This window comes from Planococcus ruber, assembly GCF_022819085.1.
GTDB classification, from domain to species: Bacteria; Bacillota; Bacilli; order Bacillales_A; family Planococcaceae; genus Planococcus; species Planococcus ruber.
In genome coordinates this window covers 145,395-160,196 of record NZ_JALHAG010000001.1, presented here as the reverse complement: position 1 = coordinate 160,196, position 14,802 = coordinate 145,395, and the positions used below count along the sequence as shown (strand labels likewise).

General features: G+C 45.7%; 16 protein-coding genes. 3 read left to right on the top strand and 13 right to left on the bottom strand.

Features of this window, described 5'->3' with window-relative positions; translation table 11 throughout:
- Window positions 1–92 precede the first annotated feature (92 nt).
- From MTR82_RS00760 to fadH, 6 genes are all read right to left on the bottom strand, one after another.
- Window positions 93–1,208: an N-acetyldiaminopimelate deacetylase gene (locus MTR82_RS00760; protein ID WP_246807392.1), complete on the bottom strand. Its 1,116-nt coding sequence runs from the start codon at window positions 1,206–1,208 to the stop codon at window positions 93–95.
- Window positions 1,209–1,221: 13 nt separating this feature from the next.
- Complete coding sequence (gene dapD / locus MTR82_RS00755; protein ID WP_052651023.1) at window positions 1,222–1,935, bottom strand: 2,3,4,5-tetrahydropyridine-2,6-dicarboxylate N-acetyltransferase; 714 nt, start codon at window positions 1,933–1,935, stop codon at window positions 1,222–1,224.
- A 64-nt stretch (window positions 1,936–1,999) separates the two neighbouring features.
- On the bottom strand, window positions 2,000–2,875 hold the full coding sequence (locus MTR82_RS00750; protein WP_052651022.1) for a LysR family transcriptional regulator: 876 nt from the start codon (window positions 2,873–2,875) through the stop codon (window positions 2,000–2,002).
- Entirely contained in the window at window positions 2,865–4,343 is a 1,479-nt protein-coding gene (locus MTR82_RS00745) for an MDR family MFS transporter (protein ID WP_052651021.1), read from the bottom strand. The genes MTR82_RS00750 and MTR82_RS00745 overlap by 11 nt, the downstream gene beginning before the upstream one ends.
- Before the next feature lie 67 nt (window positions 4,344–4,410).
- The gene (gene cbpB, locus MTR82_RS00740) at window positions 4,411–4,854 is read right to left on the bottom strand and encodes a cyclic-di-AMP-binding protein CbpB (protein ID WP_052651020.1); all 444 of its coding nucleotides are present in this window, start codon (window positions 4,852–4,854) and stop codon (window positions 4,411–4,413) included.
- A gap of 103 nt (window positions 4,855–4,957) precedes the next feature.
- Window positions 4,958–5,725, bottom strand: a complete 768-nt coding sequence (gene fadH / locus MTR82_RS00735) for a 2,4-dienoyl-CoA reductase (RefSeq protein ID WP_052651019.1) — start codon at window positions 5,723–5,725, stop codon at window positions 4,958–4,960.
- Between the two features lie 160 nt (window positions 5,726–5,885).
- Here fadH and MTR82_RS00730 point away from each other — a divergent pair, with 160 nt between their 5' ends.
- Window positions 5,886–6,347, top strand: coding sequence for a YkyB family protein (locus tag MTR82_RS00730; RefSeq protein WP_052651018.1), 462 nt, complete (start codon window positions 5,886–5,888; stop codon window positions 6,345–6,347).
- Between the two features lie 52 nt (window positions 6,348–6,399).
- Here MTR82_RS00730 and MTR82_RS00725 read toward each other — a convergent pair whose 3' ends face one another.
- The 5 genes from MTR82_RS00725 to MTR82_RS00705 form a co-directional block, all read right to left on the bottom strand.
- On the bottom strand, window positions 6,400–7,263 hold the full coding sequence (locus MTR82_RS00725) for an NAD(P)-dependent oxidoreductase (protein ID WP_246807391.1): 864 nt from the start codon (window positions 7,261–7,263) through the stop codon (window positions 6,400–6,402).
- A 226-nt stretch (window positions 7,264–7,489) separates the two neighbouring features.
- The gene (locus MTR82_RS00720) at window positions 7,490–8,713 is read right to left on the bottom strand and encodes a hypothetical protein (RefSeq protein WP_246807390.1); all 1,224 of its coding nucleotides are present in this window, start codon (window positions 8,711–8,713) and stop codon (window positions 7,490–7,492) included.
- Entirely contained in the window at window positions 8,710–9,864 is a 1,155-nt protein-coding gene (locus tag MTR82_RS00715; RefSeq protein WP_246807389.1) for a DUF58 domain-containing protein, read from the bottom strand. Before MTR82_RS00715 ends, MTR82_RS00720 begins: the two co-directional genes overlap by 4 nt.
- 1 nt (window position 9,865) lies before the next feature.
- Window positions 9,866–10,801 (bottom strand): AAA family ATPase, encoded by a 936-nt coding sequence (locus tag MTR82_RS00710; protein ID WP_246807388.1) that lies wholly within the window; start codon window positions 10,799–10,801, stop codon window positions 9,866–9,868.
- 27 nt (window positions 10,802–10,828) lie between these two features.
- Window positions 10,829–11,017 (bottom strand): hypothetical protein, encoded by a 189-nt coding sequence (locus tag MTR82_RS00705; RefSeq protein WP_052651013.1) that lies wholly within the window; start codon window positions 11,015–11,017, stop codon window positions 10,829–10,831.
- Window positions 11,018–11,243: 226 nt separating this feature from the next.
- Between MTR82_RS00705 and MTR82_RS00700 the strand changes: the two genes are divergently transcribed.
- Window positions 11,244–11,858, top strand: coding sequence for a CPBP family intramembrane glutamic endopeptidase (locus MTR82_RS00700; protein WP_246807387.1), 615 nt, complete (start codon window positions 11,244–11,246; stop codon window positions 11,856–11,858).
- A 55-nt stretch (window positions 11,859–11,913) separates the two neighbouring features.
- Window positions 11,914–12,654 (top strand): hypothetical protein, encoded by a 741-nt coding sequence (locus MTR82_RS00695; RefSeq protein ID WP_246807386.1) that lies wholly within the window; start codon window positions 11,914–11,916, stop codon window positions 12,652–12,654.
- 85 nt (window positions 12,655–12,739) lie between these two features.
- Here the strand turns inward: MTR82_RS00695 and MTR82_RS00690 are convergent, their stop codons facing one another.
- Together MTR82_RS00690 and MTR82_RS00685 are read right to left on the bottom strand one after the other, a co-directional pair.
- Complete coding sequence (locus tag MTR82_RS00690; protein WP_052651010.1) at window positions 12,740–13,183, bottom strand: MarR family winged helix-turn-helix transcriptional regulator; 444 nt, start codon at window positions 13,181–13,183, stop codon at window positions 12,740–12,742.
- A 115-nt stretch (window positions 13,184–13,298) separates the two neighbouring features.
- Window positions 13,299–14,648 carry a TrkH family potassium uptake protein gene (locus MTR82_RS00685; protein WP_246807385.1) on the bottom strand — a complete coding sequence of 450 codons (1,350 nt, stop codon included), beginning with the start codon at window positions 14,646–14,648 and terminating at the stop codon, window positions 13,299–13,301.
- Window positions 14,649–14,802 lie beyond the last annotated feature (154 nt).

Below are 14,802 nucleotides of genomic sequence, written 5' to 3'. Positions count from 1 at the left end.
CCCTATTATTCTCTCTATTAAGTAGTACGCTGTTGAACGGATTTAGTTCCATCTGCATAGAAAAAAAGCGGCCAGCTGCACGCCGGCCACTTTTAAAGTTGCTTGAAAAATTGATGGATAAACTTCGGCAATATTTCCAGCACCGATTCGTTTGGATTCAATCTGGAATGATGCAGCCCAAACTCCGAATCTACTCCAGCCCAAAACATGACACCTGGCAATTCCTCTGTAAAATAACCAAAGTCTTCGCCGGTCATAGCCGCCTCGCTTCTTTTTGCCAAAATGCCAGTATAATTTTCAGCGAATCTTAAGAATGCTTTGGCCAATTCTTCGTTATTGTTCACTTCCAAATAACTTGAACCGTAGTCAATCGATATTTTGCATTGATAGCCTTCTTCAATTGCCCGGCACATCGCTTCTATCCGCTGTTTCACTTTCAGCATCGACGGCAGATTCAAGGTACGGATGGTTCCTTCAAGCCGTGCTTTTTCAGCGATGATATTTTGGACCGTTCCTGCAGTGAACTTCCCGACCGTCAGGACTGCTGAATCCATCGGGTTCACGTTGCGGCTGACAATCGTCTGCAGCTGCATCAGCAGCGCGGCTCCCGCAACGGCCATGTCTTCCGTTAAATGGGGAAACGCCGCATGTCCGCCTTTCCCATGAAGGTCGATAAACAATTCAGAGGTATTCGCAAATAACAGTCCGGGTTTTGTCGCGACCGTTCCAACCGGCAACTCAGGAGCAATATGCAAAGCATAAATTTGGTCCGGCAAAAACGAAGGCTGTTCGTTTTTTAGCCATTCCCGGAAAGGCAAGGCACCCCCCGGCCCTTCTTCTGCCGGTTGAAATAAAATCACGGCATCATCAGCAATCGGATCTTCTATCAGCCTCTCAAGAAGCCCGATGGCATTGGCCATATGGATATCGTGTCCGCAGGCATGCATAAATCCAGGATGAGTGGATTGAAAATCATGGCCTGTTTCTTCTTGTATCGGAAGGCCGTCAATATCGGTGCGCCAACCAATAAGCTTTGTTGGATTCAAGCCCCGGACTTTAACAGCCAGTCCGGTTTTCCATTGGATGATTTCCAGGCGCTCCTGTGGAAAAGCCGATAGAATATCCTTTAAATACGATTGCGTCTTCACTTCCTGAAAACCGATTTCCGGAATTTGATGCAGTTCTCTTCTGATTTTCACTAAATCCATCTGTGTTCCCCGATTACAACTGGCGAAGTTCGTGTTTGATTTCCGTTTTCGCCCGTGTTTTTTCATCCATCAATTTTAAAACGCGCGCCGGCGTGCCGCCAACCACTGCATTTTCAGGAACATCTTCAATAACGATTGCGCCTGCTGCGACAACTGCGCCTTTTCCGATGCGAACGCCTTCGAGTACCACAGCGTTTGCGCCGATCATGACATTATCTTCCACAATTACCGGTGTTGCAGATGCCGGCTCAATAACGCCCGCTAGTACTGCCCCCGCGCCAATATGGCAATTCTTCCCTACCGTTGCACGGCCGCCAAGGATAACGCCCATGTCAATCATTGTGCCATCGCCGATGACTGCACCAATATTGATCACAGCACCCATCATGATGATGCAATTATTGCCGATTTCAACATTCTCACGGATAAAGGCACCTGGTTCGATACGGCTGTTGATGTTTTTCATATCCACTAACGGAATCGCTGAATTTCTGCGGTCATTTTCAACTACTGAATCTTCAATAACTGCCGCGTGCTCTTCTAGCGCTTTCTGGACGTCAGCCCATTCACCGAAAACAACTGCGTTATTGCCTTCGCCAAACACTTTAGCTTCTTTTCCAAAATCCAAGGCCGCTACGTTCTGGCCTTTTATGTAAACTTTCACAGGTGTTGATTTTTTTGCGTTCTGTATGTACGAAATAATTTGTTCTGCATTCATTTGTTCCATTATTCTACCTCTTTCCATAAGTTATGCTGTAATTATAACGGACATAGCGATTAAATTCATTACTTTAGCTTAATAAAGCGGCATGTTTTTTGACTATATCGACAAATGCCTCAACTTGGCGAAGTTGAAATGCAGCATCATAGCCGATCAGCCACGTATCCCTTGTCAATTCCAACTCTTCTGCACTGCTCGAAAGCGGCATCATATGGACGCCTTCTGTCCCGCTTAAGGTAATCGACGGCAAAATTGCATAGCCGATGCCGTTGACGGCCATCTGCTTGCACGTTTCAATCTGGTCAACTGTAATTTGGCGTTTGGGATTGGATGAGAAATGCTTTTGCCACCATTGCTGGATTTCTTCATAGTAATTCGAATCGCTTTTAAATTGGATAAACGGCCTTTCCGTTTTTACAACTTCATCAAGCGACTGGATCTCCTTATCAACCAAATACAGCGTATCTTTGAACAAATGGATTTTCGGCCCTTTCCAGTCCGTATGCCCTCGCACAATCCCGATATGGGCTTCGCCTTCATAAAGCGCACGGACAATTTCTGAGCTCCATCCGGTGATTAGCTGTATTTTCGCCTCCGGATAGAGCGTCACGAAATCTTTTAAGACTTTCGGCAGCCAATTTTGTCCGATGATCGTGGCACAAGCGATTTTTAAAGTCCCGTGGACTTTTGACGTCAAGGTGTGAAGAATTTCAAAAACTTCTTCTTTGCGCTGAATCATTTCATTCGCATATTCAATGACCAGCTCGCCCGCAGGCGTCGGGGTCAGCCCTTTTTGCGAGCGGATGAACAGTTGCTCACCCCAATCTTTTTCGATCGTCTGAAGCCTTTGGGAAAGCGCCGGCTGTGAGAGAAACAACCGTTCCGCCGCTTTTCGCATATTCCCTTCTTCCGCTAAAATTTTCAGGATCAATTCTTCATTCGACATCAGCGCCTACTCCTTTCTTTCTTGGCAAGCCGAAGATCAGCAGGAAACTGATGCCGGCAAATAGAGCCGTCACGGCATAGACATTATGCAGCGCACCGCCGAGAGCTTCCTGCAAATAAACCATAGATTCGGCGGGTATCATTTCCCTTCCTTTTTGAGTCAGCAATTCGTTCACTGAATTTAAATTCAAATCCAGGTTATGCTCCTTGAAATACTTCAAAAGAGATGAATTCAACAGGCTTCCAAGCAAAGCTACTCCGATGGTACTTCCCAAATTCCGCATGAATACATTGGAAGCTGTTGCCGACCCGCGCTGCTCGTATGAAACGGCTGCTTGGATGGAAACGATAAACGAAGTGCTTGTCAGCCCCATCCCGACACCTACAAAGAAACTCGACATTGCCGCCCATAACGGGCCAAATCCCGGTTCCATGAAGACAAAGAGAAGTGTGCCAATGACGAGAAAGACACCCCCAGCCAATGAAGTTTTAAAATAGCCGAACTTGATCAGCAGCCTTCCTGAAAAGAATGAGGCAATCGGCCAGCCAATCGACATCGCAGTCAAAGTGAATCCAGCCACTGTCGCCGACTGCTCCATCACTCCTGTGACATATGTAGGCAGATAACTCGATACCGCTATTAAAATTATGCCGGTAAAGAGCGAAACAAGATTCGCATATAAAATGGAGCGGTTCCGCCAAATATCGAACGGCATCATCGGATCCGCTGCTTTTCGCTCAACAAGAATGAAGAAAGCAAAGGCGATCAATGCCCCGCCGCAAAGGGCTGCGGACTGAACCGACACCCATGGAAATCCGACGCCGCCTTCTACAAGCCAATATAAAAAGGCCGTCAAGGAAACCGTTAAAAGAAACGCCCCCATATAGTCGATTGAAGGCTTCGACTTTTTAGCCGGCTCTACCAAAAACAGCATGACGCCAAGCAAAGCCAGGATGCCTAAAGGAATATTCACCCAGAAGACATATTCCCATCCGATGGTTGCTACGAGAACTCCGCCGATCGCGGGACCCGTAACAGCCGAAATGCCCCAGACACTTGATAGATACCCTTGGATTTTCGCCCGCTCTTCCGCCGGATAGATATCGCCGACAATCGTGGTAGCAATCGGCAAAACGGCACCCGCACCAATTCCTTGGATAAAACGATAAAATATCAGCACTTCCATTGAATCAGCTAATCCGCAGAGCAAAGAACCGAACAGGAAAAGCAGAACGCCGATGGCAAAAATCGGCTTTCGCCCGAATATATCCGATAATTTCCCGTATAACAGGACAGTAACGGTACTCATGAGCAAATAAGAAGAAAAGACCCAGCTGTATTTTGCAAAACCGCCCAAATCGGCGGAAATGCTCGGCATAGCGGTTGAAACGATGGTTGCCTCTACTGCCCCGATAAACATGGCAAGCATGACGGCCGCAAGCACCAATGGCCTATTTGTTTTTTTCATTTCTATGACCCTTCCTTCAATTGACAGAAAAAAGGCCTCAAAATGAGACCTTCTTAACACTTCAACATTATTTTCTTAATTGATAGATCTGCTTTTTTAATTGCTTTAAGATAACGCGGCGCGTAAGAATCCCCATAAACATGCCTTCAGCATCCACTACACATAGAAAGTTTTGGTCAATCAACAAATCCAAAGCGCGTTGAAAACGTTCCGTGATATTGATCAGCGGCAAATCTGTCTGCATAATTTCGTCGACTTTTATATCGGGCAAACGTTCATATTCAATGTGTTCCAAGCCTAAAATCGCATCCGTAATCCGCTGGGCATTGATCAAACCGCAAAAACGGTATTTAGGATCCAATACAGGAATAGCGGAGTAGCCTGTTTTTGTTAAGACAAGCAATGCATGTTCGGCGCTATTGCCAAGCTGCACATGTGCGACTTTTTCCGATGAAATGATAAATTCTTCAATTGGTGTATCTAAAAAATCTCTGCTAGGTAATGAAATCATGTACTCTTCTCCTTTTGCATCCTAAACGAGTCACACTATTTTCTTAGATTTCATCATAACATCTTTAGTCGAACTATTCTATTTTGTTCTTTCGCTTTCCGTATTAAAATGGAAATTTATTTAACCATTGACCGCCGTCCAACGTAACAATTTCGCCGTTCATATAAGATGCTTTGTCTGACATCATGAAAGCCGCCAGTTCTGCCACTTCTTCCGGTTTGCCCAGACGGCCGATCGGAATCGACTCCAATGTCCGCTTCGCCGCTTTTTCGGATTCCCATAATTTGTCCGCTCCGCCTGTACGTTCAATCGGGCCAGGGGCAATGCCGTTTACCCGAATGCCGAACTGCGTTCCCCACTCTACAGCCAGCGTCCGGGTCAACGACATGACGCCGGCTTTTGCTGCAGCGGAATGGGCCACGCCAGCGCCTGCATTCCAGGCATACGTTGCCAGCATATTGATGATGTTTCCTTTGATGCCGTTCTCGATCCAATAATTGCCGACCGCATGCGAACAGAAGAATGTCCCGTTCAGCACAATATCTATGACGGACCGCCAGCCATTCGGCGTCAGCTTTTCAGCGTGGACAATGAAATTTCCGGCGGCGTTATTGACCAGGCCGTCAATGCTGCCGAACGTTTCATGCGTGAATTTCACCATCGCCTTCGCATGCTCCGGTTCCCGGACATCCATTTGAAAAGCTTCCACCGACCCCTTCTGTGCAGCAATCGTTTTAACCGCTTCATTCAGTTTTTCCATATCGCGTCCTGTAATGACAACATTGGCGCCTTCTGCTGCAAATTTTTGTGCCATATGCAGCCCCATTCCGCTTGAACCGCCTGTTACGATGATCGTTTTTCCCGTTAGCATGATCCATTTCCCCTTTTCATTAGTTTCCCCATCTTACTGACTCGCAAAGAAATTGATTTTTGTAAATTCACTCTTTGCGTCGGTATACACCCGTACCGATTTTTGATATGATGAATCTGTATTGCACTGTAAAAGAATTGCCAAAGAAAGGAATGAGTCCATGTCCATAAAGAAAACAGATTCTGATATCGCCCAAGCCATTTTCACGGTGAACAGGCACGCGAAAACCGCGCCGGACAATCAATATCTGTATGCATTGAAAAAAGAAGCACTTTCCATGATGATTCTTCAAGAACGTGCCCAAAAGATCGGGCTTCACTTCAGCAAAAACCCCCGGAAAAGTCAACAGCAATCTTCAGTCCTCGTAAAATGCGGAGATTATTATTTCCACATGCTTCCGAAAAAAGAAGACTTTGAAAATCTTGAACATTTGGGCCAGCTCGATGAATCTTACCGCAATCCGCCTAGCCGCATGAACTTAAAGATGGCGAAAGAATTATTGAGTGAATTGACCGGCCTGACGCCGAAGAAAAAAGAAGAACCGAAAAAGCCATTCACGAAATCCTACCAACCCCGGCAGCTGGATCGATTCTATACGCCGAAAAAATCCTATTTCGATTGATTTACACACCGAAAGCCTTAACGGCTTTCGGTGTTTTATTTTTTTACCGTTTTTAGGATTCTTTATAGTAGTGGATCAAAGCCTGCGTGCCGTTTTCTTCAAAGCCTTGACCGGCCAGCTCTTCATACATCCCCAGAGAAAGGCGCAGCCCCGGCAGGTCTAAGCCCATCCCTTCCGCTTCTTCTGCCGCAATTTTCATGTCTTTTATAAAATGCTTAATATAGAAGCCCGGCGCAAAATCTTCGGCAATCATTCGAGGAGCCAAATTGGATAGGGACCAGGAACCTGCTGCTCCCGATGAAATCGACCGCAAAACGGTTTCAGGATCAAGGCCTGCTTTTTTGGCATAAATCAATGATTCACAGACACCGATCATATTCGTTGCAATATTGATCTGGTTGCACATCTTCGTATGCTGGCCAGCGCCTGCAGGCCCTTGATAGACAATATTCTCACCAAATAATTGCAGCAGCGGTAGCGATTTTCTAAAAACCGCCTCATCCCCTCCGACCATAATCGAAAGAACCGCATTCTGCGCTCCAATGTCACCGCCTGATACCGGCGCGTCCAAAGCTTCGATGCCTTTTGCTTTCGCTTCTTCGAAAATGCGCTTCGCAAGATTCGGTTTCGAAGTGGTCATATCCACAAGCGTACTCCCTGCTCTTGCGTTCTCGAGCAGCCCATTTTCACCGAAATACACTTCCTCAACATCCGCTGGGTAGCCGACCATTGTAAATACGACCTCTGACCGTTCTGCCACTTGTTTCGGCGACTCCACCAAAATTGCGCCTTTCTCCACCAGTTCTTCCGCTTTTTTAGCGGTGCGCGTATAGATCGATACTTGATGCCCCGCTCCGAGTAAATGCTCGACCAAACTTTTTCCCATGACTCCGGTTCCGATAAAGCCTATTTCCATATGTAACATCTCCTTCAAGTTGTATATTCAGTTTAGCAAAAATCTTCTGATCATTCATCCCTATTTCTTAGTTTGCACGCTTTCCCTTTCAGCATAAATTTCAAAATGGCAAGCCTGCCTAAAAAAAGGCAAAAAAAGAAGCCGACCCGTATACCGGACCGACCACAAAAGGGGGAAATGAGAATGTTGCTGTGTTCAAGTGTACTATGCCCGCTGCTAACTCCTTTTAAACATCTTTTTCAAAAAAATTTTCTTTCAATTTTTGGATTTCATTTATAAACGGCCAGGCATCTTTTTCGGATATCGAGCCTTCGCCATAGCGGACCAAATCATAGGTTTCGAGAAACTCTTCAGAAACCGGCCACGCCATGCGGTTTGCCCACTCTTTGACCGTTTCAAACTCTTCCCGTCCTTTGCCTGCTGCTGCAGCTTCCTTCGCAAAAGTACGGAACGCTTCTCGGACTGCTTGAAGATCCACTTCACCATAAACCACTTGGCTTTTCGATTCAGTTTCTACGGTTTCAGGAATAGTTTCAAAACGTTCGACCGTCACTTCGTTTTCGGGTTTTTCGCTTCCTTTTTCCACAGTCACTTTCTTTAGCCAAAAGATCAACGCAATAATCGCCGCTGCACCCCCTACAGCCAAAAAGATTTCAGACGGAAAATCAAAACTGCCGGACGCGATCATTTCCTGCGCCTGTTCTTCGCTTTCCTCCGGCCCTAACTTTTCTAAAGTCGCTTTCATTTCGGATTCGGTAGACAAACCGGACAGGTAGTCGGTCAGTTTTTCCATAAGTCCCGCAAACGGCCATAGAATGACACGAAGGACTCCGGCAAGAGCCAACGCCGCCCCTTGCCGTACCTCATCCCCCAAAAGCCAAACGAGCAAAGAGGATCCCCCAGACAGCCCAAGTACCGCCAACACAGTACCGACTGCCTGAACTAGTTTTGCCCCTTGCGTTCTCGCTGCCAAATAGCGATAAGCCATGCGGAACAGCACGTAAAACACAAGAGCACCTGCAACGATGGCGAAAATGGTCGTTGAAGAATTTGCTAATGGGCCGAACAAGTCGACAACCAGGCTCGCTGAAAAGAGGAGAACGAAAACAAGCAGAAATTTTCCATCTGAATTTGTTCCATCATCATAAATGGAGAATCGGGCATGCAGCCGGTAAAGAGTTAAGAGGCCCATGAAAACGGCCATCCACCCGGATGCGCCCAGCAAAACAGCGATCGGAATTAAGGCCATCGATAGTGCGGCGATGATTCCGACTCCATAAGGCCTTTTAGCAAAAAAGATAAAACTGAGAACGGCAGCTGCAAAGCTCAAAATGAGCCAAATGAAAGCGAGCGGCAAGTCCGCTTCATTTCTTAGAAAAACAAGGAGGAGCGAAATGGCGAATGCATCGAGCATATAGTTGCCGGCTGAAAGGAAACGTGCGTTCATCATGCACTTTCACTCCCTTTCGCGCCATTCAGCATTTTCAAGTCTGTCCTCTTGCTCCATCTTGAAGCAAACTCCATTGCATCTGTCGGATCTTCCAACAGAAAATAGGTCGTGAATGGGAGCTCTGTATGGATATCCAAATGCGCCAGCATCGAACGGAACGGCATGGTGGAATGGTTCTTCGAGATCAATGAAAGAACATCCAACGCTTTTTGGCGCTGCGTCTGCCCTTCGCCGGAAGCCAGATACAGATACGGTGTTTTTCCGGCGGAACGGATATTAATCGCTAACGAATACGGAATGCCTTCTCTATAGCAATGTTCTATATAGGAAGCCACTTCTTCTATTCGCTCTTCTAAATTGGTGATGGTTGCATAATGGGAAGCGACATTCATGACAAACAAGATCGACTCATTCGCCACACGTTCAACGATTCTCGTTTGATAAGTCTGCATTCTCGCACTGGCTTTCCAATGGATTTGATTGAATTGATCCGACGGCACGTAGTCTCTTGTGCCGATCGGCTGGAACGGATCTTCAAACAGCGAATGCTTTAAATTGAATTGGCCAGGCCGTTGATGGGAAGGCGCATAATGGAAGCGATTCTTTCCGAGTTTTGGGTAGACGAGCTGCTCCTGCAAAATCATCAGTTTGTATTCCAGTACAATATTTCCTTCGCCGAAGGGATGCGGGACGCTGAGCTCCATCTTTTTCAAGCGTGCTAAACCGCGCTGCTTTGCGATCAAAGGCACGTTTAACACAACTGTCTCATTGTGCCCCACCGTTAAAGGCAAATCCATTTCGACGAGCTCCCCGTAATTCACCAACCCATCGCTCTTGGGCTGAACAGCGTCAGAAAACCAGATTTTCAAGTTGCCGCCCCAAATCGGCAATCCTTTATTCGCAAACACCAAATCCCAGGAAGTTTCACTTCCGTTCAGCACCCGCTTCCGCGTCTTGTCGTTTTTAAATTCCAGCCCAGTGCCGACTTTTGTAAAATACAGCCATTGAAGACCCACAATCGCAGCGATAAAGGCAATAACGGCAGCAGCAGTGAATTGCAGAAAAACCAATGACAGAAATAAAAACATCAGCAAGAAGCCGAAAATCCATTTTGTGTTTTTGGCATGATCGTCATGACGGGTCCACATCATGTCAGATCGCCTCAACAGGCAAAGGAATGGATTCTGAAATTTCCTGAAGCACATCAGCCGGCTTTAAAACCAGCATGCCTTCTGCTGAAAGGAGCAGACGGTGCAAAGCGACTGGCTCAAGCACATATTTCACATCGTCAGGCGTGACATAATTCCGGCCATCGATAAAAGCTTTTCCTTGGGCCGCATGGACAAGAGCCAACGCTGCACGCGAGCTCAAGCCCAGTTCGATCATTGGATGCTCGCGTGTAGCGCGGACCAGGTTAAGGATGTATTTTTCAACATCTTCGTGGATTTTCACTTTTTTCGCTTCCTCTGACCAGCGATGCACGTCTTCAATCGAGGCTACTGCCTGGATCGCTTTCTTATGGGAGGCATTGTCCCGGAAGTTTCGGATGATTTTCATTTCTTCCTCTAAGGTCGGATAGCCGATCTCCAGCCGAAAGAGAAAACGGTCCAATTGAGCGGCAGGCAACGGGAATGTGCCTTGCTGCGACTCTACCGGATTTTGGGTAGCGATCACAATGAAAGGGTTGGGCAGCTGCAGCGTCTCTCCATCAATTGTAGCCTGCTTTTCTTCCATAGCTTCCAGCAGACTCGATTGGGTTCTTGGAGTCGCCCGGTTAATTTCATCTGCCAATAAAAGATTTGTCAAAACGGCTCCCGGCCGCAATTGGAATTCCTGGATCTTCGGATTAAAGAAACGGATGCCTGTCACGTCGGATGGCAAGACGTCCGGAGTAAACTGCAAACGCCGAAAGCCGCCGGTAAACGATCCAGCGAATGCTTTCGCCATCCAGGTTTTCCCCGAACCCGGCACACTTTCCAGCAGGACATGCCCTTCCTGGATCAGCGCAATCAACATAAAATCGATTTCTTTCTCTCTGCCGACAATCAAGCCGTTCAAATGATTTTTAACTTCTCTCACTGTCCCCATAGTGCTCCCCCTTGTATGTAAAGCTGCTTATTTCGATGGTTCTTCTGTATAAGTATAAACCGTGATGCCGTGATGATAAGCTACCCCGCGAAAATGCTTAAAATCCGGCCGTTCAATTAATATTTTGCGGAATTCCAAAAAGTTTTCTTTTTCAATGGTGATGGATTCCAATTCGCCATTTTTTAGCTGCTCGAGCATTTCTTCATAATTGGTCATAGAATATTCTCCTTTCGCCCCCAAATGATGGGTTGTCGTCTGTTATAATAATTATTGGATATCTTAAGCTTTCATGTGTAATATAGGCAGCTCTATCCTTTGGATCGAATCGTTTTAAAAAATTGGTCTTATTTAACAGTATACAACATTAACATAACTTACACAGTCTCAGCCAAGCCGTTCTGGATTTTTAAAGACGGCTTTTCATTTTTAGGAGGATTTTTTCATGTTCACTTTTTTTAAGAACCATAAATTGATTTTATTTATCCCGGTAGCCCTGTTTTTATATGACTTGGCTTTTCGGGATACTGCCATTTTTTGGTATATGTACACTTTTTCCATTTTGGTCTTGATGTCTATCGCGATGCTCTATACAAAAATATTGGATGAAATGCCGACATGGAAGTCTTTGATCTATGGCATAGTATTCGGCAGTTTAATCTATGGCTTGATCGCAGGCGGATTTCAACTGATGCACTGGTCTCCGCTGCCAGTGGAAAGATCCGTGCAATCGTTTCTCAACACGTATGCCCCTACCTCAATTTGGCATTATTTGCTGCTGATGTTTCTAATCGTGCCGGGAGAAGAAATTTTCTGGAGAGGATTTGTCCAGCAGGAGCTGAAGAAATACGTATTCGGGAAATGGACGATCTTCCTTTCAAGTGCCCTATTCGCGCTAGCGATCGGCATCAGCGGTTTCTGGCTTGGCGCCCTTGCAGGCTTCGCTGCCGGCCTTGTTCTTGGCGGCTTATACGAATGGAAGCGCAGCATGCCTTTGCTTATCATCACTCATCTCGTTATGATAGTATTATTGTTTCTTATAGCGCCATTGGCTGCCTAAAATGAAACATATTGGCAGGCTGATGCGTCAACTAGAGTAAAGGGAGGAATTTTTTATGAAAAAGAATTTATTATTTGCGGCATCTATTCTAGCAATCGGCGGTTTCTTGGCTGCATGCGGGTCGGAAGAAACCGCTGATGAAAATACCGGCTCATCTCCGGACAAGGCAACGGAAGAAGTGGTAGACAACGAAACCGCTGAAGAAACGCCGGCAGAAGAGGCTGCTGAGGATTCAGAAGCCGTTGAAGAAACGGACGAAGCAAATTCTGAAGAAACGGACGAAGCAAATTCTGAAGAAACAGAAGCTCCTTCTGACGCTGACAGCGATACAGAAGAAGCGGCCGAAACGGATGAAGCAGCCGAAGAGCCGGAAGCAGAAGGCACCGTTATCCAAAGCCCTGAACAGGCATACGAAATGACGGTATTGCCAGCTTACGAGCTGACTTCTGAAGAGCCTGGAAAAGATTCTCTTTTCCTTACTTCCGATTCTTCCGTCTTCATGCGTGTTGAAACTTTTTCCCCTGATGATATCGACTTTGCTTATGCGGAAGACATTATGAAACAAACCGTCCAAGCTTCAAGCAGCGAAGGCGAATTAACTGAAGGTGCAACACTTCAAGGAGACGATTTCATCAACTCCTCGGTTTATGAAATTCCGGGCAAAGAAGGAAAAGTGACAGGCGTCGTCTTTGAAAAAGAGGACCTCATTGTCCGCCTGACAATTTTCGATAAAACTGCGGTTGATGCAACGCCTGACTTTATAAAAATGGGCCAAACCATCGACTCAACCAACTAAACAGCAAAAAAGCAGCCCTTGCAGGCTGCTTTTTTTGGTGCCAAATATGGGTTTAGACTCAAAGCTGTAAAAAGCTCCGCTTTTATTAATAAGACAAATCCTTGATGGACAATCCAAGTTTCTTCATCAATTCAATCGCCTGCTCTTTTTCTTCGCTCGACAAGGCATTTGTCAGCTCGTGAAGATGTTTTTCATGTTCCGGGAAAATCCGGCTCATAAATTCATTTCCGGCTTCAGAGATTTCCGCATAAGTGACGCGGCGGTCTGACGGGCAATTGACGCGCGTAATATAGCCTCTTTTTTCCAGCTTATCAATTACATACGTGATGGACCCGCTCGCTAACAGAATCTTTCCGCCAATTTTCTGCAATGGCTGTTTGCCTTTATGATAAAGAAGCTCCAACACCGCAAACTCGGTTGGGTTCACGCCATTTGCTTGGAAAAATTGATTGGTCTGTTCCGAAATCGCTTTATGGGCTCGCGACATCACGATAAATAATTTCAACGATTGCTTGATATCTTCATTCATTCTTTTCACTCATCTCCGATTAAAAATCTATTATACCAATTATAATGGTTAAATCGAAAAAAGGCACGGTTTATAGTCTTTTTGTGGCTTTTCTGTATTTAAAGGCAGCAAATCATTACCCGATGATCACGCGCTCTTTAGGATAATGGAACTTTGTTGGATCCGTCTTTCCACCTATCGTGAAGAGGAACGATATCAAACCGACACGTCCGATAAACATCAGGGCCATGATGATGAATTTACCGGGACCTGACAAGTCTTCGGTAATGCCAAGCGACATACCGCAAGTCCCAAACGCTGAAGTGATCTCAAAAACAATTTCAATCAGGCTGGCTTCTGGTTCTGTTAAGATCAACGCCATGGTAGCTACCAAAACCATGAATCCTGCCAGAATAATCACGGCATAGGAGCGAAATACATCGATCAGTTGAATTTCTCTCTTAAAGATTTGAATCGTGTTCTTTCCTCGCGCAAAATTGATCAGGAACAGTATCGCAATGGCAAAAGTCGTTGTCCGAATACCGCCGCCGGCTGAACTTGGCGATGCCCCAATAAACATCAAGGCACTCATGAACAGATTGGTCGCTTCACTAAATTGTGTAATATCCATCGTTGTCATTCCGCCAGAGCGGGAAGAAACGGAATGGAACATCGCAGCAAAAAGAGTTTCATGCCAAGAGTAGGCTTTGAAAGCTTTAAACGATTCGAAAGCCAACAAGACAAGGGTCCCGATCACGAGTAAGGCTCCGAACGTCGCAGTCGTAATTTTAGTGAACAAAGAAAAGCGGAATTTCTTGTTTTTATGGGATAAAAATTCTTTCAGCTCGATCAATACCGGGAATCCGATTGCCCCTAAGATGATCAGGATCATATTAATGATCTGCACAAAATAATCATTGAAGTAAGGAGTCATCGACTGGCCAGTAATATCGAATCCGCCGTTGGTTGTGGCACTGACGGAAGCAAAAATTCCGTGAAGCAGAGCCTCGTCGAATCCATCAAAATACTGGGTGAAATACAACGTAAAAATTACGGCTCCAACTGCTTCGATCAGCAGAAGGATTTTAATGATTTCGCGGATCAGCTTGACCGCTCCGGACATATTGAATTGATTGTGGTCTACCATGATCAATTGGCGTTCTCTAAGCCCGATTCGTTTCCCCACCAATAGCCAGAAAAACGTTCCAATGGACATGATGCCGATTCCGCCTAATTGCAGGATGAACAGCAATACCGCAATGCCAAAAATCGAATAGGTTTCCGAAATATTGATGACCGTTAATCCGGTTACGCTAACTGCACTTACAGCTGTGAATAATGTATCAATCCAACTGATTTTAATCCCGGGCACATGCACATTCGGCAAGCTGAGCAGCAAAAAGGAAAAGGCAATCGCTACGAAATAATACGAAACGATTACCTGTGCAGGCGTCAAAGACTTTATTTTTTGAAGCGTTTTATTCATAGATTTTAATTCCCTTCGGCCTTATCTTCTTTCCTTATTCTATGAAAAGAATGTTAAAAAAGAAAGGGGAAAATAAATTACTTTTCTTATCCGAACAAAAAGAGCAGAAGCTGAGCTTCTACTCTTTTCCGTTTTTCCCGTTATGATTTCCAGG

Bases quoted from the DNA above. Each gene is read 5' to 3' on its own strand.
- MTR82_RS00760 (WP_246807392.1), bottom strand. From the start codon at position 1,208: ATGGATTTAGTGAAAATCAGAAGAGAACTGCATCAAATTCCGGAAATC.
- dapD (WP_052651023.1), bottom strand. From the start codon at position 1,935: ATGGAACAAATGAATGCAGAACAAATTATTTCGTACATACAGAACGCA.
- MTR82_RS00750 (WP_052651022.1), bottom strand. From the start codon at position 2,875: ATGTCGAATGAAGAATTGATCCTGAAAATTTTAGCGGAAGAAGGGAAT.
- MTR82_RS00745 (WP_052651021.1), bottom strand. From the start codon at position 4,343: ATGAAAAAAACAAATAGGCCATTGGTGCTTGCGGCCGTCATGCTTGCC.
- cbpB (WP_052651020.1), bottom strand. From the start codon at position 4,854: ATGATTTCATTACCTAGCAGAGATTTTTTAGATACACCAATTGAAGAA.
- fadH (WP_052651019.1), bottom strand. From the start codon at position 5,725: ATGCTAACGGGAAAAACGATCATCGTAACAGGCGGTTCAAGCGGAATG.
- MTR82_RS00730 (WP_052651018.1), top strand. From the start codon at position 5,886: ATGTCCATAAAGAAAACAGATTCTGATATCGCCCAAGCCATTTTCACG.
- MTR82_RS00725 (WP_246807391.1), bottom strand. From the start codon at position 7,263: ATGGAAATAGGCTTTATCGGAACCGGAGTCATGGGAAAAAGTTTGGTC.
- MTR82_RS00720 (WP_246807390.1), bottom strand. From the start codon at position 8,713: ATGATGAACGCACGTTTCCTTTCAGCCGGCAACTATATGCTCGATGCA.
- MTR82_RS00715 (WP_246807389.1), bottom strand. From the start codon at position 9,864: ATGATGTGGACCCGTCATGACGATCATGCCAAAAACACAAAATGGATT.
- MTR82_RS00710 (WP_246807388.1), bottom strand. From the start codon at position 10,801: ATGGGGACAGTGAGAGAAGTTAAAAATCATTTGAACGGCTTGATTGTC.
- MTR82_RS00705 (WP_052651013.1), bottom strand. From the start codon at position 11,017: ATGACCAATTATGAAGAAATGCTCGAGCAGCTAAAAAATGGCGAATTG.
- MTR82_RS00700 (WP_246807387.1), top strand. From the start codon at position 11,244: ATGTTCACTTTTTTTAAGAACCATAAATTGATTTTATTTATCCCGGTA.
- MTR82_RS00695 (WP_246807386.1), top strand. From the start codon at position 11,914: ATGAAAAAGAATTTATTATTTGCGGCATCTATTCTAGCAATCGGCGGT.
- MTR82_RS00690 (WP_052651010.1), bottom strand. From the start codon at position 13,183: ATGAATGAAGATATCAAGCAATCGTTGAAATTATTTATCGTGATGTCG.
- MTR82_RS00685 (WP_246807385.1), bottom strand. From the start codon at position 14,648: ATGAATAAAACGCTTCAAAAAATAAAGTCTTTGACGCCTGCACAGGTA.